Raw genomic sequence first — 21,493 nt, forward strand, 5'->3', positions numbered from 1 at the left:
CATCGGTTCAGGATTCGATGGCCGCGAGCCGGCCAGGCGACCCCGCCGGCGACGCGGCCGGCCGCCAAGCGCCCCCCTGCCGGCGGTCACCCGCGCGACGCCCCCGACGCCACGAGGGCCGCGAGCTCACCCATCGACGCCGGCTCTCCGTCGATCTCCCCCTCCAGCAGCGCGACGGCCGTGTCGCCGGTCCGCACCAGGACCACCCCGCCCTCGACCACCGCCTCGCCGGGCGCGAGCGCTTCGGGGAAGCCCGCCGCCGGCGCGGCCCGCAGGACGATGACGCAGGCGCCCTCGATCTCGGTCCACGCTCCCGGGGCCGGCGCGAGGGCGCGGACGTGCCGGAGGACGCGCTCCGTCGGCCAGGACCAGCAGATGGCGCACGCCTCGTCGTCCGGCGCAGGCGCCTGCGTCGCGAGCGCCGGATCCTGGGCGAGGCCCGCCACCTCCTCGCCGCGCGCGAACCGGGCGACCGCGCGCCGCAGGACCCGGAGGCTCGGCCGGTCGAGCGCCCGGGCGAGCTGCCACGCGGTCCACCCCGGATCGATGGGGAGCCTCTCCTGTTCCAGGATGTCGCCGGTGTCGTACTCCGCCTCGATCCGGTGCGCCGTGACGCCGCTCTCGGCGTCCCCCGAGGCGATCGCCCAGTAGGTGGGGTCCGGCCCGCGATGACGGGGGAGCAGCGAGGGGTGCACGCCGATCCCGCCGAGCCGCGCCGCCCTCACGAGCGACATCGGCAGGCGCGTGGTCCAGAACCAGCTCACCAGGAGATCGGGCGCGAGCGCCTCGACGCGCGACGCGAGCTCCGGGCGATCGACGTCGGGACGCAGCAGGAGGCGCGAGCCGAAGAGCCGGCGGGCCCGGCGGAGCCCCACCGCGTCGGCGCGGCTGATCGCGGCGAGGGCGATCTCGTGACCGTCGCCGTGGAGCAGCAACGCCGCCAGCGGGAGGCCAAAAAAGGCGACCCGCAGAGGGCGCTCGCCCGAGCGTCGGCCGAAAAGTTTTCCGTGTGCGAGCAGGCTGATAGGTGAAGGCTCCGATGGCGGCGCCCCCTCTGCAAGGCTCATTTCGTCCGGCGCTCCGGCCCGGCCACCGCTACGACGCGTCCGCCGCGCGCCGGCCGATCCTCGTCTTCGAGGACGTCTACAAGTCGTACCGCGCCGATCAGCCGGTGCTGCGCGGGATGTCGCTCTCGATCGAGCGCGGCGAGTTCGTGTTCATCACGGGCCCGAGCGGCTCGGGCAAGAGCACGCTCCTCCGCCTCGTGCACCGCACCGAGCGCGTCGACGATGGCCGGATCCTCTTCCTCGGCCGGGACATCGCGCGCCTGACCGACGCGTCGATCCCCGCGCTCCGGCGCAACATCGGCTTCGTCTTCCAGGATTTCAAGCTGGTCCCGAGCTGGACCGTGTTCGACAACGTGGCCATCACGCTGGAGGTGCTCGGCCTCCCGTCGCGCCTGCTCCGGACCCGGGTCGGCGAGGCGCTCGAGCGCGTCGGCCTGGCGGGGCGCGGCGGCGACCGAGCGCAGGTGCTGAGCGGCGGCGAGCAGCAGCGCGTCTCGATCGCGCGGGCGATCGTCGGGGAGCCGACGCTGATCCTCGCGGACGAGCCGACGGGCAACCTCGACCCGCAGCTCGCGATCGATCTGCTCGGGCTGTTCGAGGACATCCACGAGACCGGCACGACCGTCCTGTTCGCGACGCACGATCGGACGCTGCTCGACGTGCGCCCCCGGCGCGTGGTCGTGCTCGACGACGGGAAGGCGACCGACGTACCGCACGGCCTCGGGTCCGGCGGCGAGCTCGCGGACGGCGACGAGGACGAGATGGATAGCGGCGTGCGCGGCGCGGCGTAGCGCCGAGGGCTCCGCCTCACGAGACGGATAGAGGGAACCGGATGCAGACCAGCGAGCGTGACGATCGGCGGAGATGGCTTCGCACCTGGCGGGCAGGGAGGAGCGATTGGCGGCTGCAGGCGCTGTCGATCTTCTCGCTCGCGGTCGCGTTCGTCTGCCTCGCGTCGGCCCTCCTCGTGGTCACGAACCTCATGGCGGTGCGCGATCGCTGGTCGCGCGCCGGCCGCGCCACGGTCTACCTGCGCGACAACGCGACCGAGGCGCAGACCGCGGAGCTCACCCGCGCGCTCGAGGGCACCGAGGGCGTGAAGAAGGTGCGGCTCGTGACGAGCGCCGAGGCGCGCCGCGAGGTGGTGCACGACGACGGCGACAAGGCCCTCGCCGCGCTCCCGCCGAGCGCGTTCCCCGCGTCGCTCGAGGTCGGCTTCACCGAGGAGGTGTCCGACGAGGCGCTCGCCTCGATGACGGTGAAGCTGCGCGCCCTGCCGGCCGTGGACACGGTGGAGACGTACCAGCGCTGGACGGAGCGGCTGTCGTCCCTCCTCAGCGGCGGCGTCGCCGCGAGCGCGTGCCTCGCCGCGATCGTCCTCTGCGCCGTCGTGAGCGTCATCGGCTCGACGATGCGCCTGCTCTTGCATCGCCGGAAGATGGAGGTCGAGGTGCTGAAGCTGGTCGGCGCGACCGACGGCTTCGTGCGCCGGCCGTTCATCGTCGAGGGCGCCACGCAGGGCGCCGCGGGCGCGGTCGGCGCGCTGCTCGTGCTGGGCGCCCTGTTCATGATGGTGCGCGGCCGCTTCGATCACGAGCTCGCCAACCTGCTCGGCGTCTCGCCGTCGTTCCTGCCGTGGGAGGTCGCGTTCGGGATGATCACCCTCGGGGCCGCGCTCGGCGCCACGACCGCGCTGCTCACGCTGCGCAAGATGGTGGCCGTGTGAGGCGCCGCGCCCGGCTCGCGCCGCTCGCGCTGGCGCTCCTCACCGGCGCCGCCACGAGCGGCGCCGAGGTGCCGGGCGCCCCGGCGCCCACGTCCGCCTGGGCGGCCAGGGCCCCGGCGGCGCGCCCGGGCTCCGCGCTGGCCGAGAACGATCTCGATCGCCTGCTCGCGAAACTCGACGCCGAGGAGAAGGCGCTGCGCGCGGAGCTCGACGCGATCGGCCCCGCGCTGGAGCTCACCCGCCGCCGGATGATCGCGCGCGGGCGCGCGTACTACCGCCACGTCCGCGCCGGCTTCCTCCCGGTGGGCGGCGGGTTCGACGCGCTGGTGGACCACGCCGCCCGCGTGGAGCGCACCCGGCTCGCCCTCGAGCGCGACCTCGCCCGCGAGGCGGAGCTGACCCGGCGCAGCGCCGAGCTCGCGGACCGGCTCACGCACCTCGGAGCGGAGCGGGCGCCCCTCGAGGTGCACCGCGAGGCGATGAACCGCGCCCGGGTCGCGCTGGCCCAGGAGGAAGAGCGCCGCGCCGCGTTCTCGCGCGCGTTCGAGACGAGCGTGCGCCCCGACTACCTCGCGATCTACGGCGCGGACACCGGGCCCGCCGAGCTCGATCGCCGCGCCGGCTTCCGCTCGCTCATGGGGCGGCTCCCCTTCCCGATCGCCGGCCGCGCGGAGGTGCGCAAGGTGTCGCGCCGCGGCGCCGGCGGCCCCGGCGTCGAGCTCACCGCGCTCGACGGCGCGCCGGTCCGCAGCGTGGCCGCGGGGCGAGTGGCCTTCGCCGACACGTACGCGGACTACGGGCTCACCGTGATCGTCGATCACGGCGAGCGGCTCTACTCGGTGTACGCGAACCTCGGCGCCGCGGACGTGCGCGCCGGCGATCAGCTCGCGGGCGGGGCGCGGGTGGGCACGGTCGCGAGCGGACCGGGCGGCGCGAAGCTCTACTTCGAGCTGAGGCGCGGCGCCGAGGTGATCGACCCGGGCCCCTGGTTCGGGATGTAGCGGCCCGGGCCCGCAGCGCGCCGCCGCGAGGCGAGCCCGCGCGACGCGCGAAGTGTGCTAAGGCGGCCCCGTGAATCGCCCTGACGGCCGCGCCCTCGATGTCCACCGCCCCGTGGAGATGATCCTCGGGTTCCACCGCAACGCAGAGGGATCCGTCCTCTACCGCGCCGGGAGGACGGTCGTGCTCTGCACGGCGTCGGTCGAGCCCACCGTGCCCGCCTGGATGATGGGCAAGGGCGCGGGCTGGCTCACGGCCGAGTACCAGATGCACCCGCGATCGAGCCCAGCCCGCAGGGAGCCGCGCGACGGGCGGGGCAAGGCCCCGAGCGGACGCACGCAGGAGATCCAGCGGCTCATCGGCCGCGCGCTCCGGGCGGCGATCGATCTCAAGGAGCTCGGCGAGCAGACGATCGCGATCGACTGCGACGTCCTCGAGGCGGACGGGGGCACGCGGACCGCGTCGATCACCGCCGGGTTCGTGGCGCTCGCGCTGGCGCTCGATCGGATGCGCGCGGCCGGATCGCTCGATGCGCCGGTGCTCCGCGATCAGGTGGCGGCGATCAGCGTGGGCCACCTCCCGGGCGGGCTCGCGCTCGACCTCGTCTACACCGAGGACAGCTCGGCGCGCGTCGACATGAACGTCGTGGCGACGGCGGTCGGCTCGATCGTCGAGGTCCAGGCGACGGCCGAGGACGAGGCCATCCCCCGGGCGGAGCTCGATCGCATGACCGACCTCGCGCTCGCGGGCGTGGCGTCGCTCGCGAGCGCGCAGCACCGGGCGCTGTCGAGCGCCGGCGTCGATTTCTCCGCGCTCTTCCAGACGGATCGCTGGAGGGTCGCGTGAGCCGAGAGCCGCTGCGCCTGCTCGCCGCGACCTCGAACCGAGGAAAGCTCGTGGAGCTGCGCTCGCTGCTCTCCGACCTCCCGATCGAGGTGCTCTCGCTGGCGGAGGTGCTGCCGGGCGCGCCGCCGGTGGTCGAGGACGGCGCGACGTTCCTGGACAACGCGCTCCTCAAGGTGCGCGCCGGGGCGCTCCGGTCGGCGATGGTGACGCTCGCCGAGGACTCGGGGCTCGAGGTGGACGCGCTCGACGGGCGGCCGGGCGTCCTGTCCGCCCGCTTCGCGAGGGAGGGCGCGACCGACGCGGAGAACAACGAGGCCCTGCTCGCGGCGCTCGCGGACGTCACGGACGACCGGCGCCGAGCGCGCTTCCGCTGCGTGATGGTGCTGCTCGATCCGCGGTCCGAGGCGCAGCCCATCGTGACCGAAGGGCGCTGCGAGGGGCGGATCGGCAGGCAGCCCAGGGGCGCGGGCGGCTTCGGATATGATCCGCTGTTCGTCGTGGAGGACTACGGACGGACGATGGCCGAGCTCGGCGAGGCCGAGAAGAACCTCGTGAGCCACCGCGGCAAGGCCGCGCGGGAGATGCGCTCCTCGCTCGAGGCGCTGGTCGCGCGACGGTAAGCGACGGTAGGACGACAGGCGGTGCGCGGTGGGTGCCGATCGAGCGGCCCCGGACGGCGGTTGACCCCGTCCGGGACCGCTTGTAATCGCGACCGGAGGCACCCACGTACTGCCCGGTGATCGGATCCCCTGATGAAGCAGGACTGGAAGGCCGTCGGAAGCTACGGGACCGTCGGTCTCGAGGTGGTGCTGTGCATGCTGGTCGGCCTGTTCATCGGCCGCTGGCTCGACGGGAAGCTCGGGACCGATCCGTACCTCTCGGTGCTCTGGTTCTTCTTCGGGCTCGGCGCCGCCGGCAAGGCGGTCTTCCGGGCGTGGAAGGAAATGCAGGCCGTGGCCGAGCGCGAGGAGCGCGAGCAGGGGAACCCTGCGCCGAGGTTCGACGACCGGAAGGCACGGCAGGACGAGCGCGCGCCGGACGACGAGCGCCGGAGAGACTCGAGCGACGGCGTCCGCGATCCCGACGGGCTGCAGGACGCGAAGGGGAACGATGAGCGCTGAGCGAAGGCCCGGGGCGCCCGGTAGCGACCCGCCGCACGAGGAGCCCGACGCGGAGGAGCGGCCCGGCGTCGGGGACGCCACCATGCGGTCTGTGCTCCGCTGGGTCGCCGGCACGGCCGCGGTCCTGTCCGTGGCCGCGCTGCTCGCGTACGGCGCGCGCGCGGCGCTCGGCGTGTGCATCGGAGGCGCCATCGCGACGGTGAACCTGTACGTCTTCGCGCGCATCGTCGACGCGTTCCTCTCGCGCCGGGGCCACACGGTGTCGTGGACGCTGATCGCGATGATCAAGCTGCTCGGCCTGATGGGCGGCGTGTGGCTCCTCCTGAAGAGCGACGTGGTCTCGGGCGTCGCCTTGATGGTCGGCTACGCCTCGCTCGTCGTCGGCATCACCCTGGGGACGCTGTTCGGACCGAAGCCCCCGGCGGACGGAAGCCCGCCGGGCGCTCACGGCTGAGCTCCCGCTGGAACCGGCCTCCGGGAGCGACCCGCGCGGCGTGAGGCGACTTGGAGCGCTCCAGGGTGCCCACCGTAAACGAGTTGTGGTAGAGGCGAGGCCCCTCGATCGAGGGCGAACTCCCACAAGGCGCGCCAGCGCTCGCGGCCGTGCCGGCACAGCCGCGCGGCTGCCGGCGCGGCGCATCGACGACGAAAGCCATGCCTGAGCACACAGGGTTCCTCACGTACCTCCTGGCGCAGCTCCCCGGACTCCGGGAGAACGCTCGCAACATCGGCAAGACGTTCATCGGTCACCACACCGTGGACTACCGCGGGACCGAGCCGATCTTCATGAGCCTTCTGATCATGGTGCTGTTCGTGCTCCTCGCCAGCGAGGTCCGCGGCCAGTACCGGCGCCTGAACGAGTCCGTGATCCCGGAGGACAAGCTCACGCTGCGCACGTTCTTCGAGGCGTTCTTCGGCTACTTCTACGGCATGGCCCGGGACGTGATGGGGCCCGCGAACGCGAAGCGGTACTTCCCGCTCATCGGGGGCTCGGCCGCGTTCATCTTCTTCTCGAACGCGTCGGCGCTCATCCCGGGGGTGAACCCGCCGACCTCGAACCTGAACATCACGATCGGGTGCGCGGTCGTGGTGTTCGTCCTGTTCAATTACTACGGGCTGAAGGAGAACGGCTGGAGCTACCTCGCTCACCTCGCCGGGCCGAAGTGGTACCTGGCGCCGCTCATCTTCCCCATCGAGGTCATCTCCACCTGCGTCCGCCCGGTCACGCTCTCGATCCGGCTCATGCTCAACATCGGCGTCGATCACCTCGTGGCGAGCATCTTCCTGGGGCTCGTCGCGCTGTTCGTCCCGGTGCCCCTGATGTTCCTGGCGATCATCGTCATCGTCGTGCAGACGCTGGTGTTTTGCCTGCTGAGCTGCATCTACATCGGGCTCGCGACCGAGAAGGCAGACCACCACTGACCGCTTCGCCTGACCGCCTGGTCAGCCGCCCACCGGCGCCGCGGAGAATGGCGCTGGAGGTGAAGAGAAGGCTAGCCAGCCCTCGAAAATCGGATTAGAGGGGCCCCGCTGTCGATGGGTTGCCCCACAGCGGTGGTGGATCGCGGAAGCGCGGCCCCTGCCGAGCAGTAGCAGAGGTCCCTGGAGCGATCCCCGGATCTCGATGGGGGACCGCCCCGCGGCCCCCGACCCAAGCAGATGTTTCGCATGCAGCCCCGCGGGCTGTGTGGCTTGAAAGGAGCAGATTCGGATGTCGCTGAAGAGCAAGCTGTCGCTGTCCGCCGTTGTCGGCACTGCGCTGGTACTGGTTCCCGCTATGGCGCTGGCGCAGGATGGCGCGGCGTCGAACAAGTACGACGCGAACTCGTGGCTCGCCGTCGCTGCCGGATTCGCGATCGGCATCGCTGCCCTCGGCGGCACCATGGGCCAGGGGCGCGCGGCAGCCGCCGCCCTGGAGGGCATCTCCCGGAACCCGGGCGCCGCTGCCCGGATCCAGACCCCGATGATCCTCGGCCTGGCGCTCATCGAGTCGCTCGTGCTCCTCTCCTGGGTTATCGCGTTCTTCCTCCAGGGCAAGATCGCCCCCTGAGCCAGCGCTCGCCGCGCCTACCGCGCCCGGCTCCGCTGCTCCCTCCCGCCCCCTCCCCCCTCCCCGCCACCCTGACGGGCCTCGCGCCTGCCGCTACCTCACGCGCACGACGGTGCCCGGCTCGTGCGCCGTGGGGAGGACGGCCGTCCAGCCGGCGGGGAGCCGGGGCGACGTCCACCAGAACAGCCGCTGCGCATCGAGCGGGGCCAGGTTCACGCAGCCGTGGCTCCGCACCTGGCCGAACGAGCGATGCCAGAACGCGCCGTGAAGCCCGATCCCCTTCGAGAAGTACTGGACGTAGGGGACGTCCTCCATCCGGTAGTACCGCTCGGCGGCCTCGTCCTCGAGGTTGTCCATGTCCGAGGTGAGCAGCTTGGCCCAGATCCGGAAGGTGCCGGCGGGCGTGGCGCGCTGCGACCCGGGCGCGCCCTTGCCGGTCGAGACGAGCGTCGCGAACACGGGACGAGGCCCTTCGTAGGCCACGAGCGTCTGCGTCGAGCGCTCGACGTCGATCCAGCGCTCACCCGCCTCGACGTCGACCTCGGGCGGCGGCGCCACCGAGGGGCGCCGGAGATCGCGGGTCGAGATCCACGCCGCGACGTCGCCCTCCGCGACGCGCGCGAGCTTCCCCGAGGCGCCCTGCGCCTCCTCCAGGTAGGGGACGACCTCGAACCGCACCTTGCTCTCCTCGGTCCGCGTGAAGCCCGCCCCCGTCCGCGTGTAGAGCGGAGCCCGCTCCGACACGACCCACGCGGCCGCGATCTGCGCGGCGCCCGGCGCGACGTCCACCCCGTGGAACGCGAACGCGCGCACCGGAACGAGATCGCGCATCGGCAACCAGAAGCCGCTGTTCGTGCGGCCGTACCGGGCGCCTCCCTCGCTCCGCTCCTCGACGATCGCCACCGCGAAGCCGGGCTCGAGCTGCGCGTCCGGCGCGTCGATGTCGGCCGCCTCGGCCCGCCGGTAGCCGAAGGTCCCGTCGGGGCCGACGAAGTAGTAGCGGTAAGGGAGCCCATCGGGCATCTCGCGCCACGTCCGCACCAGCGGGCTGATCGGACCCGCGGCGGACAGCTCGACGGCGTCGTCGCAGACCCAGGCCGCGGCGCCCACCTCGAGCCAGCGCCCGAGGCATCCGCCGGCGCGCCTGGCCGCAAAGAGGGGCAGCTGCACGTTGCGATCGACAGAGCCGCGCCGGCGCGCGCCCTCGCCGGGGGCGTCGAACAGCGGCTGGTCGCGCTTGAGCACGCGCGCGCTCCTGACCCACGCCGGCAGCGGGGCGTCGCCCGCGGCGACCCACGGCGGCAGCTGCGAAGCGAGGACCGCTCCGCCCCAGATCGCCACGCCGAGGGCGAGCGCCGCGGCGCCGCCGCGCAGCGCGCCGCGGCGCGCTCGTCGCAGCGCGCCGCGCCGCCGTTCCTGCGAGCCGGCCTCGGCGCATCCACGCTTCGTCATCCTGCGGCGAGATCCTAAGCCTTCGCCTGCGCTCCAGCCAAACTCCCGCCTGCGCGCCCGCGGCCGGCGGGTTCAGCGGTAGGAGAAGCGCACTTCGTGATCGCAGATCCGGAAGAGATCGCCCTCGACGATGGCCTTCCGGGCGATGCGCTGGCCGTTGTACTCGACGCCGTTCGTCGAGCCCATGTCGACCATGTAGTACTGGCCGTTCAGGAACTCGACCATGGCGTGCTGGCGCGACACGTTCGGGTCCTTGATCGTCAGGTCGCTCGACTGCTTGCCGCGCCCGATGATGAACCGATCCTTGTTCACCACGAACCGCTGCCCCGCGTAGAACGCGGCGAGCGTCGGGCCGATGGGGACCTGACTCGGCATCCCCATGGCCATCGGCGGCGGCCCCGGCACGCTGCTGGAGGCCTGCGGCGGAGCGACATACGGCGGCGGCGACAGCGGGGGCGCGAGGGGCGGCGCCACCGGCGGCCCCATCGGCGAGGCATAACCGCCGGCGTTGCTCAGCGGCGGCGGCGGCGGCCCCGAGCGGCTCGCCGAGGCGCCGGGGAGGCTCTGGCGCCCGCCGGGGTTCGTGACCTGCGACGGGAGCGGCGGCGGCGCGCCGAGGCGCGTCACGCTGGTCGGTGGAGGCGGCGGGCCGCCGACGCGACCCGGAATGGGCGGCGGCACAGGCAGGCTGGGCCGCTTGCCGCCCGCGCTGCTGCTGCCGGGGGGCGGCGGGGGCGGCGGCGGCGCGCCCGGGCGGACCTGCCCCGGAGGCGGAGGAGGCGGCGTGATCGCCGGGACCGGCGTCGGCCCTGGCCCGACGGGCGCCACGCCGTACTGCGGCGACGGCGCGCCATACGCAGGCGCCGAGGCGCCGTAGGGCATCCCGGCTGCAGGCTGCTGCTGCAAGCCTCCCAGGGGCGGCGCCGAGCCGGACATCGCCAGCCCGGGCGGCTGGGACGTCGCGAGGGGAGGTGGCGCGCTGGCCTGATGAGCGTGCGGGACCGCCATGTGCCCGGAGGGGGGCACCGCGTCGCCCCTGGCGGGCGGCGGGAACGGCGTGCGCGGGCTGTAGCTTCGCTGCCGCGCGTACTGCTTCATCGACTCGTTGATGAGGTAGTCGATGGAGCACTCGAGCTCGCGCGCCATCTGCTCGAACGTCTCCCAAAGGACATCGCGACACTGGAACGTCCGTGCGCTTTTCTTGTTCGGATCCGCGCTCATCTCTACCCAACGATAATGGAGGATGAATTGCGCTGGGAAGCCTCCTCCCGGCCTCTTCCCTGCAAGCAACTGACGGCTCTGGGCCGCGCGTGACGCGCGCGGCGGACGAAGAAGCGCGTCACTTCTTCTCGCCCTTCTCGAGCTCCGGCTTCCTGTCCTGCATGGCCGGCTCGATGCAGTACTGAACGAACTCGCCGACGGTCTTCACGTCCCTGAGCTCACGCTCGGTCGATCCCTCTTTCTGCACCTCGCACGCCCACTTGCAGTCCGGGTCGGCCTCGCAGACCGGCACGCGCGTGGTGTCGCCCTCGAGCGGCTTGACCGCCGGGAGATCGGCCGCCGTGCCGAACGTGAAGTAGTAGGCGATCGCGCTCGTCCGCGCCGCCGCCGGGCCCGCGGCGAAGTGCTTCTTCAGCGCCTCGACGGGCGAGCCCTCCTTCAGGTCGCCGAGCGCCGCGCCGTACGTGAGCGCCTCCGGCATGGCGAACCCCTTGCTGTCCTTGCCGTCGGGGAGCCTGCTCATGAACTCGTCGATGTGCTTCACCGTCGACATCTTCAGGATGGTCGCGGCGGCGGCGCGGCGGATCTTCCACTTGTCGGTCTTGAAGAGGCCGTAGAGCTTCTCGACGACGAGCTCGCGCGGCATCTCGCCGACGCGGCGGAAGGCCTGGTCGAGCACCGCGTCGGGCGCGTCCGCGGTCGCGATCTCGAGGATACGCTGGATGTCGCTCGGGTTGTTGCGATCGAGCCGGCCTTCGAGCGCGGCGAGGGCGGCCTGGCGGCGCTTCTCCGGCTGCTCCTTGTCCGCCGCGAACCCGAGGAGGAAGTCCACCGACGGCCGGCCGCCGAGCTTCTTCATCGACCCGAAGACCCGGAACAGCTCCTCCTCCTGGTACTGCGCGAGCTGCGCCTCGAACTGCTTCTCGGTCGGCGCGAGCTTCGACGCGGCGTTCGCCGCCTGGAGCTCGGGCTTCTTGACGGCGGTCCACTCGCCGGAGGTGACGAACCTGGCGATGGCGACCAGGTTCGCCGAGGCGGCCTCCTTCGTCGGCGGGTCGCCGTACTCGGCCACGAGCGACGCCAGCTGGTCGAGCCGCTTCGCCTCGCGGGTCATCAGCTTCGGCAGGCCGGCCACCGCGGCGGGGCCGATGAAGCGCAGGAGCTGCTCCATCCCGTAGGCCTGCGAGCGGTCCTCGAGCCGGTGCTCGAAGTCCGCCATCGCCCAGTCGATGAGGGCGGCCTTGAGCCCCTCCTTCAGCCCCTCGTCCGCGATGATCACGGTCCGATCCGACGTGAGCATGGCGTACGCCGCGTCCTTGTAAGGGAACGACGTGTCCTGCGGCAGCGGCTGCCCTGGCTGCGCGACGGGCGGCGGCTTCCTCAGCTCGGCGATGATCGACGGAACGAGCGCCGCCACGATGGTTTGCCGGGCCTCCGGCGCCAGGGTCGCGAGGGTCTCGACCATGATGCCGATGCCCACGCGCCGGCCCTGCCGCGGCTTCATGCGGATGAGCGAGGTGGCCGCCTCGACGCGGAGCGAGCTGTCGTACTTATCGTGAAACAGCACCGCCCTGAGCTTGTCCGGGCCGTGCGCCGTGCTCTCCCACCGGTGGATGTCGTTCTCGTTGACGCGGCACCCGCTCGTCGCGAGCCCTGCGCCCGCGGTCGCGAGGCACAGCAAAAGAAGGCCCGCAGCGCCGACGCGCCGCCCTGCTCGTTCGACAGTTTCCATGCACGTCCCAGGAGGGTCGGGATGGTACCGCCCGCAGCGCTCTGTTTGAAAGAATTTCAAGGCCGGAATAGCGAGGAGCCTTTCCAAAGTCTGCGCGAAATCTGGCCAGAACTCCAGCGCGCAGGCGGCCGGCGATCCCCGCCCTCCCGGCGCCCTCCCCCTCGCCCACGCTGCCCGAAAGCGGCTGCGTTTCGCCTTCCCGGGCGAGCCAAGCCCGCGCGCGCAGCGCAGCGCTCACGCCGCCTCGCCCCTTCCTTGTCCGCCCCGCCTCTTCCGGTCTCTTCCACTTCTTGCAGTCCTCCCATACTTCTTGCCCCCCGAGCGCAGTGCGCATATGTGAGCAAAGTAGGTACAGGTAGGTATGCACGTCCCCTTGTTCGCTCCTCGCCGCGCCCAGCCCGCCGCCGGCCTTGGCGAGCCCCTGCGGTCCGGGGCGCGCGGCGCCGCGCGGACCAGCCCAGCAGGGATCGCGGGTCCTGCTGTGCCGCCAGGCCATAGCTACGCCCGGGATGCGGCGGCGCTGGTTCTGCTGGTCTCCGCCCTGTACAGCGCGCTGGCGCTCGCGTCCTTTCGCGGGGATCCGCTGCGGCCGGAGGTGTCCGGCGACGACTGGGTGGGCCCCGTGGGCGCTGCGCTCGCGGGGACGTCGATCGAGGCGATCGGCGTCGTCGCGTGGTTCGTCCCGCTCGAGCTCGCGCTGCTCGCGATGCCGCTCCTGGGGGCGAAGCGCTCGATCGCCAGCCTGTTCCGGCTGAGCGGCGACATCGTGGTGGTCATCGTGCTCGCGGCGCTCGCGCACGTCGCGTTCCCGAGCGCGGTCGCGTTCGGCGCGATGCCGCTCGGCGGGGCCGTGGGCGAGCTGTTCGGGGAGGTGCTGCGCGCGCTCTTCTCGAACATCGGGTCCTACATCATCGGGCTCACCATCGTCGCGCTCATCCTCATGGGCCGCGCGACGTTCTCGTTCATCGAGCTCGCGCACCGGGCCGAGCAGCTCGCGATCGCCATCGCCGCGCGCGTCGCCGGCTGGGCGCGCGCGCTCTTCGGGGCGTGGGCCGCGGCGCGCGACCTGGAGCGGCAGACCGAGGCCAAGACGCAGAACGCGCCGCCGATCATCGCGCGTAACTCGAGCCCGGACGCGATCATCGCCGCGCTGGCCGACGACACCGACGAGCGGCCCTCCGATCCCGCCGCCAGGGCGACGCCCGTCGAGCCGGCGCCCGTCGAGGCGCCGGCGCTCGATCTCTGGAAGAGCGCGCCGTTCGACGCGTCCCCCGAGGAGCCGGCCGCCCCGGCGAAGCCGCGGCGCGGGCGGAAGGCGCAGGCCAAGGAGCCGCGCGAAGCGGCGCAGCGGGGCGCAGAGCCGCGCGACGCCGAGCCGCGCGAGGTGGAGATCCATGGAGGTGAGGCGCACGAGGTGGTGACCCACGGCGCCGAGCCGCACGAGCTGGTGATCCACGGCGGTGAGACGCACGAGGTGGTGACCCACGGCGCCGAGCCCAGCGAGGCAGCGCAGCGGGACGACGAGCCGCGCGAGGCGGTGTCGCACGGCGCCGAGCCGCGCGGCCGGGCGCAGCGCGCCGCCGAGCCGCGCGAGGGAACGCAGCGCCGAGCGACGCGGCGTCGCGCAGCGTCTCCCGCGGCGCCGCGCGGCGCCGCCGCCCAGGAGGACAGCGAAGAGCCGCCGCTCGGAGGCGAGGCGCACATCGACGAGGAGCAGGGCGACCTCGACGAGGAGCAGGGCCATTTCGACGAGGAGCAGGGCGACCTCGACGAGGACGAGCCGGTGGCGCTCGCGGCGCTCGACCCGGGCGACGACGAGATGGTGACCGCTCTCGGAGAACCGGACGAGGTCGACGTGCCGACGCCGTCGCCCATCCTGCCCGTGCGCCAGCGGCGCGAGCCACCGGCGCGCGAGCTGCCTGCGCGCGAGCTGCCTGCGCGCGAGCCGCACGCCGCGGCGGCTCATCGCGAGCTGCCCGCGCGCGCGCCGGACGCCGCGATGGCTCATCGCGAGCTGCCCGCGCGCGCGCCGGACGCCGCGATGGTTCATCGCGAGCCCTCGCCCGCCATCGGCCCGGAGCGGGCTCGCGGGGTCGCGCCGCGCGACCCGACGATCGTCGATACGAGCCGCGAGCTCGTCAGCGAGAAGCCGGCCGTGGTGAAGGTCGTCCCGGCGGCCGGGGCGGGCTTCCGCCTGCCGCTGACGGACATGCTCGAGGCGGCCGCGGGCGGGCGCCTGCAGCTCGACGCGGATCAGCTGAAGGCGACCGCGCAGCTCCTCGAGAAGACGCTCGCCGACTACGGCGTCAGCGGGAAGGTCGAGGAGATCCACCCGGGGCCGACCGTCACGACGTTCGAGGTCTCTCCCGCCGCCGGCACCAAGGTGTCGAAGGTCGCAGGCCTCGCGGACGACCTCGCGCTCGGCCTCTCGCGCAAGGTCCGCATCGTCGCCCCCATCCCCGGCAAGAACCGGATCGGCTTCGAGATCCCGAACGAGCACCGCCTGCCCGTCAACCTGCGCGAGCTCGTCGAGGATCGCCGCTTCGTCGAGATGAAGGCGCCGCTGCCGTGCGTGCTCGGCCGCGACATCATCGGGACGCCGTACTTCGCCGACCTCGCGTCGATGCCGCACGTCATCGTCGCGGGCGCGACCGGCGCGGGCAAGAGCGTGGGCCTCAACGTGATGCTGGTGAGCCTGCTCTTCCGCAAGACGCCGGAGGAGCTCAGGCTGCTGATGATCGATCCCAAGGTCGTCGAGCTCGCGCCCTTCGACCGCATCCCGCACCTGCTCCTGCCGGTCGTGACGGACATGAAGCAGGCGGCGAACGCGCTCAAGTGGGCCGTCGACGAGATGGAGCGCCGGTACCAGCTCTTCGCGAACGCGGGGACGAAGAACATCACGACCTACAACGCCTGGGTCGAGCGCGTGCAGCGCGGCGAGGCGCGCCCGCCGAAGCCCCCGGCCAAGGTGAGCGCCGTCGGCGCCGACGGGCTCGAGGTGGAGATCGACGCGGCGAAGGACGGATCGGACGCGGCGCTGCCGGAGAAGATCCCGTTCATCGTGATCGTGGTCGACGAGTTCGCCGACCTCATGATGCAGCAAGGCAAGGACGTGGAGGCGAGCGTGGCCCGCCTCGCGCAGAAGGCGCGCGCCGCCGGCATGCACGTGATCCTCGCGACGCAGCGGCCGAGCGTCGACGTGATCACCGGCATGATCAAGGCGAACTTCCCGACGCGCATCGCCTTCCGCGTCGCGCAGAAGGTGGACAGCCGGACGATCCTCGACGAGCAGGGCGCGGAGCACCTGCTCGGCCGCGGCGACATGCTGATCAAGATGAACGGCTCGAACGATACGCGCCGCGTCCAGTGCCCGTTCTGCTCGGAGGAGGAGGTCCAGCGGATCACCGACTTCCTGCGGCTCCAGGGCGAGCCCGTCTACGACGAGGCGATCCTCCGGCCCCGAGACGAGGAGGGCGAGGAGCCCGACACGTCCGACGCGGAGGCCGATCCGATGTACGACGCCGCGGTTCGCATCGTGGCCGACACCCGGCGCTGCTCGACCTCGTGGCTGCAGCGCAAGCTCGGCGTCGGCTACAACCGCGCGGCCAAGCTGGTCGAGGCGATGGAGAAGCGCGGGCTCGTCGGGCCCGCGAACGGCGCGAAGGATCGCGAGGTGCTGATCGCGCCGATTTGACCCTATGTGATTTATCTTGACGCCACTGCACAGAGGGAGTTGGCACGCCGCCGACCCAGGCAAGCGGGACAGACAGGATGTCGAGGAGCACACAGCGTCGAGGTGCCCGCCGACGGGGCTGCGCGCCGGCATGGCGGTTCTTTTGACTTTCCCGTTCGAATGCTTCATGGAGCACCCAGGATGGCGCCCGAGGAAACGCGCACGCGTCTGATCGCCCAGATCGCGAGCCTCCTGAACGACGGGACGATGCCCGCAGACGCCCGCGCAGCGGGGCTGACGCTCATCGGCTGGCTCGCGAGACGCATGCCCGGAGAGGCCGCATCGCGGGATGGTGTCGAGGAGATGTGCCGTCGCGCGGCGGTCCTGGGCTGCCGGCCGCGGCGCATCGGTGGACGGCGCTCCACCTGACCCGCCGCCATTGCACAGGCCGCGGACGCCCCCGCATGTGTGCCAGCACCGGGTGCTGACGGGCACCTGACGGTGCGTCTGATGGGCGACGATGGCGAGGCGAGCGCTAAAAGCGACATCCGTACCGTAATTTGTACGTGCCGTAGCGAGCGCGGCTAAGCTCCTGGGCGGCGCGGCTTTCCGCGCCGCGGGGCTCGCGCGACGCCCGATCCGGGACGTCGGCTCGCTCGGTACCATGGGGTAAACGGCCGCAGTGGGGCCTGTGATAGGTGGTGTTGCTCATGGCGAACCGCGTGGTCGCCCTCCCCGAACCTCACCCGAATGACGATGAAGATGTCGTGTGGGGGATCTCCACGGCAAGCGCGCTGTGGGCGCGCGGCGAGCGGCGCGACGCTATCGTGTGGCTGCGACGCGCGGCCGACGCCGCCGGGGCGGCCGGGCAGCCGTTCCGCGCCTCGGAGCTCGGGCTGTGCGTGACGGCGCTCGAGGAGGTCATGGCCTCGGAGGTCGGGCAGCCGAGCGATCCCGATCTCCTGGAGACCATCGACAGCGAAGGCGACGCGCCGCCCCCGTCCTCTGACGAGGCGCCGCCGTCGGACGAGCAGACCTGGCGCCGCCGCATGTCGCTCGCCCAGGAGCTGCGCGCCTCGATGCCCTCGATCGAGATCGACATGTTCGAACCGCTCTCGCAGCCGGAGCTGGCGGCCGAAGCAGAGCGACTGACGGGATCGTCCCCGCCGTCGCCGCCGCTCCGCCCGGGTGCAGAGGGCGGGCAGGGCGCCGGAGCACGACCGATCGCGCCGTTCTCCCCCGCGCCGCCCGGCCCTGCGCAAGGCAGCACGTCGCCCCCCGCGCCGCCGATGGCGCAGCGGCCGACGCAGCAGTCTCCCGGCGGTGCCTTCCCGCAGGCTGCGCCGCCCGTTCAGCCGCCTCCGCCGCCCTTTGCGCCGGCGGCGCCGCCTGGCGTGTCGCGCTCGCAGCCGCCGCCCTTCGCGCCGGCGGCTCCGCCCGTGTCGCGCTCGCAGCCGCCGCCCTTCGCGCCGGCGGCTCCGCCCGTGTCGCGCTCGCAGCCGCCGCCCTTCGCGCCGGCGGCGCCGCCCGTGTCGCGCTCGCAGCCGCCGCCCGCCGCGTACCCGCAGCGGCTCGACCCACCGCACGCGCAACCGCTGGCGCCGTCGGCCGCGCCCTCCGCACCGCCGGCGGCTGCGCCCAGCGTCCAGACCGGCGCGATGTACCGGAGTCAGCCACCGCCGGCGGCTCCGCTGCCCGCCCCCATGGCGAACGCCATTCCGCCGCTGCCTCCCGCGCCGGGGGTTCCGTCGTTCCGGCAGCAGCTCACCACGGACCCGCTTCAGGTGACAGCGCCGGCGAAGACGCCGAGCGCGCGACCGCCCGCCCCGATACCACCGCCGGCCGTACCGCGGGGAGCATCGCGGCGGCCGTCATCGATCCCCCCTCGCGCCGCCTCCGTGCCCACGCCGCAGGAGCTGCAGTCTGCCCTACCTCCATCGCCGGAGCGCGGCCGATCCGACCCCGCGACGAGCCCCCTGCAGCCCCCGCGCCCCGCCGGAACACGCTCCATGAGCGAGCCACCGCCCGCGGCCCCGCGACCCCCGTCGGCGCTGCCGGCGGTACCTCTACCTGCTCCGCTGCCGAGCCTCGTCGCGGAGCCGCAGCCGCCGATGGCAAGAGGCGCCGCGCCCGCGTCGCGCCCGCCGTCGTTCAGACCTCCGCCAGCGCCGCATCCGGCGTCCCTCGGACTTCCGCCCGCGTCGCGCCCGCCGTCGTTCAGACCTCCGCCAGCGCCGCATCCGGCGTCCCTCGGACTTCCGCCAGCGCCGCACCCGCCGTCGTTCGGGCCTCCACCCGCGTCGCACCCGCCGCCTTTGGCGCCCCCGCGCCCGCAGCCTGCGCCAGCACCGCATCCGCCGTCTTTTCAACCTCCGCGCCCGCAACCTCCGCCTCCGCCCGCCGTGCCGACACACGCGGCGCCGTCGGCCGGCGTGCTTGCGCCCCCGCAGGTGCTCCCCCCGCCGGTGTCGCCGCCGTCTTTCGCGCCGCCGCAGCCGCCGATCAGCACGCCGCCACACCCGCAGGCGCTGCCTCCCCCAACGGCGCCGCCGCCCACGCTGACCTCCGCGACACCGCCGCCCGGCGCGCTTCCGCCCCCCGCGGCGCCGCCGCTGGCCTCGTCGATCCCGGCCGCGCCGCCTGCTGCGCCTCCCGATGCACCCTCGGGGGCCGCCGCGCCGCCTCCATCACCTGCCGCGCCGCCGCTCGCCGCGCCATCGCCGGCGTCCGTCCCGCCGCCCGCGCAGCCCGCCGCGCCATCGTTGCCGGTATCCGCCGCGCCTCTGGTCGCAGCGGCTTCGCTCCAGACTTCGGCGTCGCACCAGGCCCCGAGCCCTCCAGCTCCCGCCGACGAGCACGCGCCCAGCGACGACATCGGCGAGATCGTCGTCGAGGCCGAGGCCCCGACGCCCACGCCGGCCCGCACAGGCACGGCCGCGCCCGCACAGGGAGCGATCAGCTCCAAACGCAGGCCGCGCGAGCCGATCCTCGACCCGTGGTCCGAGGACGCGGAGCCAGCCGCGCCGCCGCGGCCTCCCCAGGAGATCATCACGTCGAACGGCGACACGTACCTCGTGGCGCGCAGGCATCCCTCGACGCCACAGCCGGGCGACGAAGACGAAGACGAGGTCATCACCTCGGCCGCGCCGCTCGATCTGACGCTCAAGCGGAAGCCGATCTCCGCGCGACCTCCCGCGCCCCCGGCGCCTGCGGCGGCGCGCCCCCGCCCGGCGACGCCCACCGGAAACGAACCCCCGGGGCACCTCGGGGCCTCGGCCGACAGCATCCCCGCGAAGGGCACCGCAAATTCCGCGAGCGACGGCGCACAGATCGAGCCCCCTGCGAGCGCAGACGCGTCGCCCGCGGAGTCGACGATCGAGGGCACGGTCGTCATCGAGCTCTCCGACAGCGACCTCGAAGCGCCGATGTCAAGCCGGCTCGCCACCCCTCCGCCTTCTCCGCAGGCAGCGGAGCAGGACGACGACCTGCAGACGAAGGCCACCCCGTCCCGCGACGAGCCCGCGCCCCACGGCGCCGAGGTCCAGGCGCCGCGCCCGCGCTCGCTCGATGAAGCCCCGGGCGAGCCCGCGCCGGAGCCCGTGGAAGAGCTGCTCGACGACGCGGACCTCGCGCTCGTCGAGGAGCCCCCGGCCCAGGCGCCCGACGCCGCGCCGCGGCCTGCGTCCGCCGCCGACGCCCGCGCGCCGGCCTCGGTCGAGGCCCTCCCCGATCTCGCCGAGGCGCCGCTCCTCGATGTGCCCGCGGACGAGCGGCGGCGGTCGGCCGCAGGCGAGAGCGCCGACCTCACCGCGATGGCGCTCGACGCGCCGCCCAGCGCGCCGCCGGAGGCGGAGGCGCTCGCGGCCCGCGACCTCGCACCGGAGATCGCGCCGGATCTGCCGCGGCCCGGCGCGGCCAGCGCCGCGCCAGCCGCTGACGCCGCGGCCCTCACCGGCCGCGACCTGGAGCAGATCGAGGCGTTCGCGGACCTGCCCGAGGAGATGCACGACGAGCTCGCGCTCGCAGCGCGCGTGGAAGACCTCTCGTCCGACGAGGAGCTCGCCGTCGACGGGGCGGCGCTGGTGCTGCGCGGGGACGCCGCCGTGTGCGCGAACATCGTCGATATCCCCGCCGAGCGCGCCGCGACGAGGACGCTCGTGCCGTCTCGAGGGACGCTCGAGGAAGGCATCCCCCTGCGCGTCGTCGCCGGCGCGGACGGCGCGCAGGTGGCGATCTGGGGCCAGGCGACCATCGATCACGCGCTCCGCAGCTGCCCCTGGGTGCTCGACGAGCTGCGCACCGTCGCAGACCGCATCCAGTCGCTCGCAGGCGCCACGATGGGGCCGCTGGGCGAGCTCGAAGAACCGCTGCTGCGCCGCGTCCTCGGCCGGCTCCAGCTGCGCGGCCTGGCGCCCGGCGAGCACTTCATCCACGCCGGCAACCCCATCCCCGGGCTCGTGATCATCGGCGCCGGCGCGCTGGAGCTGGTCGCGGAGCGATCGCAGGCGATCGCAGGCACCGCGAGGCCCGGCGAGCTCCTGTTCGCCTCGGAGCTGCTCGGAGGCCAGCCGGCGCCGTCGATCGCTCGCGCCGCCGGGGGCGGCGCGCTCGTGCTCCTCGCCGACCACCCCACGCTGCGCGAGCTGTTCGAGAGCACGCCCGAGCTGCTCTCCATCCTGGCGCAGGCGGTCTCGATGAACGCTCAGCGCGGCTGAGGCGGCGCGCGGAGCCAGCGCCGCGCGGGGCCCGGCTGGCTCCGCGCGTCAGCGAGCCCTGGCGGGATGCCCGGCGGGCGGAGCTACAGCTGGCCGCGCCTCGGCCGCAGCGGCCGCGCGGCCTCCTGCTCCAGCTCGGCAGGGTCGATGGGCTCCGCTTCCTCGTTGACCTGCCAGACGAGCTCGCTGTTGCCCTGCGCCCCGGCGAAGCGGAGCCCGAACCACCTCGCGCTCGGCGAGATCGTCGGCTTCCCGTCCGCGGTCGCGCGCGGGAAGCGGATGCGGAACGCCTGGCGCCACACCGTGTTGTACGGGAAGTAGGTCCGCTCGAGCGCGTTCGGCTTGGCGATCGCGACGATCTCCTCGGGCGCCGTCTCGTTCCCGGTGTCGTCGATCAGCCGCACGATCCACGCGCTGTTCGGCGTCGAGAGGTCGTTGTACTTGCGCTCGCCCCCGAAGATCGCGACGAAGAACTGATGGCGCTGGCGCGTCTCCTCGAGCGTCTTCTCGAGCAGCTTCTGCCGCTGCTCGATCGTGAGCCGGTAGTCCTGCGCGTAGCGGACCACGTAGGCCCAGCGGAAGTCCCACGACTCGAAGGTCGCGGTGGCGGTGAGGAAGTTGTCGAGCTCGGAGAGCGCGAACAGGTGCTCCGTGCGCGTCCAGCTGCGCAGCACGTTCTCGTAGTCCGTCGCGACGTACTCGCGGGGCCCCTCGTTCAGGCTCACGAGCTGGGTCGAGCAGCCGGCCGGGCCGAGTAGCGCCGCGAGAACCAGACCGCGCCGGAGCCATCCTGCGTTGACCACGCGGCCAGGGTACCGAGCGCCCGCGCTGGATGCACGCACACTCGAAGCCGAGCCCGCGCCTTCGGCGCCTTCGGCCACAGGCGCGCCC

Annotated in this window: 18 protein-coding genes; 12 read left to right on the forward strand and 6 right to left on the reverse strand. The window is 73.4% G+C overall.

The window, feature by feature from the left end; translation table 11 throughout:
- Positions 1–86 precede the first annotated feature (86 nt).
- Complete coding sequence (locus WMF27_RS40015) at positions 87–935, reverse strand: methionyl-tRNA formyltransferase (protein WP_437763655.1); 849 nt, start codon at positions 933–935, stop codon at positions 87–89.
- 104 nt (positions 936–1,039) lie between these two features.
- On the opposite strand from WMF27_RS40015, the gene WMF27_RS40020 reads away from it, so the two are divergent.
- From WMF27_RS40020 to WMF27_RS40060, 9 genes are all read left to right on the forward strand, one after another.
- Positions 1,040–1,858 (forward strand): cell division ATP-binding protein FtsE, encoded by an 819-nt coding sequence (locus WMF27_RS40020; protein ID WP_012240581.1) that lies wholly within the window; start codon positions 1,040–1,042, stop codon positions 1,856–1,858.
- A 41-nt stretch (positions 1,859–1,899) separates the two neighbouring features.
- Entirely contained in the window at positions 1,900–2,793 is an 894-nt protein-coding gene (locus tag WMF27_RS40025; protein ID WP_437763654.1) for a cell division protein FtsX, read from the forward strand.
- Complete coding sequence (locus WMF27_RS40030) at positions 2,790–3,794, forward strand: murein hydrolase activator EnvC family protein (RefSeq protein ID WP_437763653.1); 1,005 nt, start codon at positions 2,790–2,792, stop codon at positions 3,792–3,794. The genes WMF27_RS40025 and WMF27_RS40030 overlap by 4 nt, the downstream gene beginning before the upstream one ends.
- Before the next feature lie 70 nt (positions 3,795–3,864).
- Positions 3,865–4,638, forward strand: a complete 774-nt coding sequence (rph, locus tag WMF27_RS40035) for a ribonuclease PH (RefSeq protein ID WP_437763652.1) — start codon at positions 3,865–3,867, stop codon at positions 4,636–4,638.
- On the forward strand, positions 4,635–5,258 hold the full coding sequence (rdgB, locus tag WMF27_RS40040; protein ID WP_437763651.1) for an RdgB/HAM1 family non-canonical purine NTP pyrophosphatase: 624 nt from the start codon (positions 4,635–4,637) through the stop codon (positions 5,256–5,258). Before rph ends, rdgB begins: the two co-directional genes overlap by 4 nt.
- A gap of 132 nt (positions 5,259–5,390) precedes the next feature.
- Positions 5,391–5,759: an AtpZ/AtpI family protein gene (locus WMF27_RS40045; RefSeq protein ID WP_437763650.1), complete on the forward strand. Its 369-nt coding sequence runs from the start codon at positions 5,391–5,393 to the stop codon at positions 5,757–5,759.
- Positions 5,749–6,213: an ATP synthase subunit I gene (locus tag WMF27_RS40050; protein ID WP_437742286.1), complete on the forward strand. Its 465-nt coding sequence runs from the start codon at positions 5,749–5,751 to the stop codon at positions 6,211–6,213. Before WMF27_RS40045 ends, WMF27_RS40050 begins: the two co-directional genes overlap by 11 nt.
- Before the next feature lie 200 nt (positions 6,214–6,413).
- The gene (gene atpB, locus WMF27_RS40055; RefSeq protein WP_272102099.1) at positions 6,414–7,181 is read left to right on the forward strand and encodes a F0F1 ATP synthase subunit A; all 768 of its coding nucleotides are present in this window, start codon (positions 6,414–6,416) and stop codon (positions 7,179–7,181) included.
- Between the two features lie 289 nt (positions 7,182–7,470).
- Entirely contained in the window at positions 7,471–7,809 is a 339-nt protein-coding gene (locus WMF27_RS40060; RefSeq protein ID WP_012240589.1) for an ATP synthase F0 subunit C, read from the forward strand.
- Between the two features lie 93 nt (positions 7,810–7,902).
- On the opposite strand, the gene WMF27_RS40065 is transcribed toward WMF27_RS40060, so the two are convergent.
- The 3 genes from WMF27_RS40065 to WMF27_RS40075 form a co-directional block, all read right to left on the reverse strand.
- Positions 7,903–9,261, reverse strand: coding sequence for a L,D-transpeptidase (locus WMF27_RS40065; protein WP_437763649.1), 1,359 nt, complete (start codon positions 9,259–9,261; stop codon positions 7,903–7,905).
- Positions 9,262–9,333: 72 nt separating this feature from the next.
- On the reverse strand, positions 9,334–10,482 hold the full coding sequence (locus WMF27_RS40070; RefSeq protein WP_437763648.1) for an FHA domain-containing protein: 1,149 nt from the start codon (positions 10,480–10,482) through the stop codon (positions 9,334–9,336).
- A gap of 118 nt (positions 10,483–10,600) precedes the next feature.
- Positions 10,601–12,214 (reverse strand): hypothetical protein, encoded by a 1,614-nt coding sequence (locus WMF27_RS40075; RefSeq protein ID WP_437763647.1) that lies wholly within the window; start codon positions 12,212–12,214, stop codon positions 10,601–10,603.
- Between the two features lie 361 nt (positions 12,215–12,575).
- On the opposite strand from WMF27_RS40075, the gene WMF27_RS40080 reads away from it, so the two are divergent.
- Complete coding sequence (locus tag WMF27_RS40080; protein ID WP_437763646.1) at positions 12,576–15,908, forward strand: DNA translocase FtsK 4TM domain-containing protein; 3,333 nt, start codon at positions 12,576–12,578, stop codon at positions 15,906–15,908.
- A gap of 180 nt (positions 15,909–16,088) precedes the next feature.
- A complete protein-coding gene (locus WMF27_RS40085) occupies positions 16,089–16,316 on the forward strand; it encodes a hypothetical protein (protein WP_162144043.1) in 228 nt (75 codons plus the stop codon).
- 313 nt (positions 16,317–16,629) lie between these two features.
- On the opposite strand, the gene WMF27_RS40090 is transcribed toward WMF27_RS40085, so the two are convergent.
- Complete coding sequence (locus WMF27_RS40090; protein ID WP_437712606.1) at positions 16,630–16,989, reverse strand: hypothetical protein; 360 nt, start codon at positions 16,987–16,989, stop codon at positions 16,630–16,632.
- 1,300 nt (positions 16,990–18,289) lie between these two features.
- On the opposite strand from WMF27_RS40090, the gene WMF27_RS40095 reads away from it, so the two are divergent.
- Positions 18,290–20,602: a hypothetical protein gene (locus WMF27_RS40095; protein WP_437763645.1), complete on the forward strand. Its 2,313-nt coding sequence runs from the start codon at positions 18,290–18,292 to the stop codon at positions 20,600–20,602.
- Between the two features lie 83 nt (positions 20,603–20,685).
- On the opposite strand, the gene WMF27_RS40100 is transcribed toward WMF27_RS40095, so the two are convergent.
- Entirely contained in the window at positions 20,686–21,405 is a 720-nt protein-coding gene (locus tag WMF27_RS40100) for a hypothetical protein (RefSeq protein ID WP_437763644.1), read from the reverse strand.
- Between the last annotated feature and the right edge of the window lie 88 nt (positions 21,406–21,493).

The organism is Sorangium sp. So ce281, assembly GCF_051527395.1.
Taxonomy (GTDB): Bacteria; Myxococcota_A; Polyangia; order Polyangiales; family Polyangiaceae; genus Sorangium; species Sorangium cellulosum_B.